Annotated in this window: 3 protein-coding genes; all 3 read right to left on the bottom strand. The window is 57.3% G+C overall.

Annotation, left to right across the window (positions count from 1 at the left end; genetic code table 11):
* Positions 1-250: 250 nt before the first annotated feature.
* Positions 251-817: a GDYXXLXY domain-containing protein gene (locus NW818_RS10105; protein WP_414424477.1), complete on the bottom strand. Its 567-nt coding sequence runs from the start codon at positions 815-817 to the stop codon at positions 251-253.
* A gap of 26 nt (positions 818-843) precedes the next feature.
* Positions 844-1,710: a bifunctional hydroxymethylpyrimidine kinase/phosphomethylpyrimidine kinase gene (thiD, locus tag NW818_RS10110; RefSeq protein WP_414390701.1), complete on the bottom strand. Its 867-nt coding sequence runs from the start codon at positions 1,708-1,710 to the stop codon at positions 844-846.
* Positions 1,711-1,883: 173 nt separating this feature from the next.
* Positions 1,884-2,078, bottom strand: coding sequence for a hypothetical protein (locus NW818_RS10115; RefSeq protein ID WP_414390703.1), 195 nt, complete (start codon positions 2,076-2,078; stop codon positions 1,884-1,886).
* Positions 2,079-2,257: the final 179 nt, after the last annotated feature.

Raw genomic sequence — 2,257 nt, forward strand, 5'->3', positions numbered from 1 at the left:
GGGGCTCCTGCGATTTCTAGCTGAAGAAGTTTGACCCAATTGGGATGACCCTAATTCAGGTGCTGAGCAAGGCTGTGCAGCACTTAGCAAGCTCCTCAATGGCACAGCTCCGGTTCTCGCCATCTTCAGGGTTTCGAGGGGCAAGTGATAGGGATCCCTGCCCCATTCAGTTTTCCGGCTCTCCTTCGGGTTCGGATGTCAGAATATGGTGATTAATTGTTAAAGCGTTAAAGCCGGGCAGAATGAGCACTTAGTACCGATGCTCCCCTACCCAGAGGCCGACCAATGCTGCCTTGCCCCAGGGATCCACTTTCACTTCTGCCCGCGTGGCTTCAGGGTAACGCCGAATATCCTCTTCCAAGGCATCTCCAATCGCTTCGGGAATAAAAAATTCTTCGATTCCCAACTTGAGCTGCTGCCCGTCAAACCAGCCTCGCAGCACTTTCTCTTCAGGCTGCAAATCTTTGGGCATCTCCCGGCTGACACCGATTGCTTGCCAAGGTTGAGTTGGCTCCCCTGCGGGGGGAGCTAAGCGCAGATAAAGGATCCCTGGGGTCTCCAATTCAGGTGACCAACCCGGCAGTTGCTCTAGGGTGGAGCGCCGACCGACGACGTAGCCCAAGGCCACATACCGGCCCCGCAAAAGGTCATAGGGATCCACGGGGGCCGTTTGCAGGTAGATCGTGGTTCCGACAGCGAGGGTCAGCGCTTGCCGAGCCGGTATCAGCAGAACGATACCCAGCTGCAGCAGTAGGGGTAGCCAAAACCGCCATTTGGGCAGGGATCCCTTCTGAGAAAGATTCGACGGGCTAGCCATAGCAGCCAGAGAGAGTGACCTCTCTCTTATGGCACAGGTTTGCCAATCCCGGACAGAAGCGGGTAGAAGTGCCCCACTGGCCCCTGCCCTGACCCGATGGCCAAAGGATGTCGCAGCGCTTCTGTTACATAGGCTTTGGCCGCCACTGTGGCCGCAAAGGGATCCTTACCCCAGGCCATCTGTGCCGCAATGGCCGCCGAGAGGGTACAGCCGGTGCCGTGGGTGTGGCGGGTGGGGATCCGCTCTGTTTTCAGCACTTCCAGTCGCTCGCCATCGAACCACACATCCACCCCCTGCAGTTCCCCCGGCATACCCCCACCTTTGACCAACACCGCTCCACAGCCCAGGGTGCGAATCTGCTGAGCCGCCGTTTGCATATCCGCCAGGGACTGCAGCTGCAGCCCCGTTAAAATTTGCGCCTCATAGCGGTTGGGGGTCAGCACCTGGGCCAAGGGGATTAGCCGCTCGCGGATGGCCTGAATGGCTTCATCTGCCAGCAACTTTGCTCCCGTGCGGGACACCATCACCGGATCCACCACCAGAGGCCGCAACGCCCAGCGCTCCACCTGACGGGCTACCTCCAGCACGATCTCGGCATTCAGCAACATGCCCGTCTTGATCCCTTGCACCCCAATGTCCTGCACCACGGCCTCGATTTGGGCGGCCACGGCTTCGGGGGGCAGCGCATCGACCCGGCTCACCCCAAGGGTATTTTGGGCAGTCACGCAGGTCAGGGCAGAGGTACCGTGTACCCGATGGAAAGCAAAGGTGCGCAAATCCGCTTGGATCCCTGCTCCCCCACCACTGTCGGATCCAGCGATGGTGAGGGCGACAGGGGGGTGCTGCTCGGCCAGCAGTGGAGCCGGAGTTGGTTCAGATGCAGAGACAGACATTGGCCAAACGACAAAAATGGGCAAGGGTACCGATAGCCATTTCCATCAATCAATATGAACCATCTCTTTAACGTAGCAATGAAACTGTTGGTTCTCGATTGGTCTGAGACCACTGGGGTATTGGGAAAACTCTTGCAGACGTCTGTCAAGAAGCTGACTAAGAGTGAGTTGTCCTAGTCTAAATCCGAGTAGCCCTCATCAGTGGTGGCGACCACCTCAACCCAGGCTTGATTCCCTTCCACCGCCGTCAAGCTCCAGCGCAGAAGCCGAGCCGGCTGGCCCAGCTCCCGGTCAACTTGCTGACAGAGGGATTGCTCCAGTTGCGGGGCAGAGAGGGGCAAACTCAGCGGCAGAGATAAGCGCAACAAATGCAACTTCACAGGCAGTCGGGAACTGGCCTCGCCGAGGAAACAGACTCACTTTCAATAACTTCTAACACTAAGAATCCAACAATATAAACTAATGTAGTATTTTCAGATTAGGCTGAGACAGCCGGGCTACTGAGAAAAACCTTTTGGGCCCCTGCATTATTGCTCCGCAACGCTAT

Source organism: Synechococcus sp. R6-5, from assembly GCF_047461775.1.
GTDB lineage: Bacteria > Cyanobacteriota > Cyanobacteriia > Thermostichales > Thermostichaceae > Thermostichus.

What these genes read in the sequence shown, in the direction of transcription:
- NW818_RS10105 (WP_414424477.1), bottom strand. Translation starts at nt 817, where the DNA reads ATGGCTAGCCCGTCGAATCTTTCTCAGAAGGGATCCCTGCCCAAATGG.
- thiD (WP_414390701.1), bottom strand. Translation starts at nt 1,710, where the DNA reads ATGTCTGTCTCTGCATCTGAACCAACTCCGGCTCCACTGCTGGCCGAG.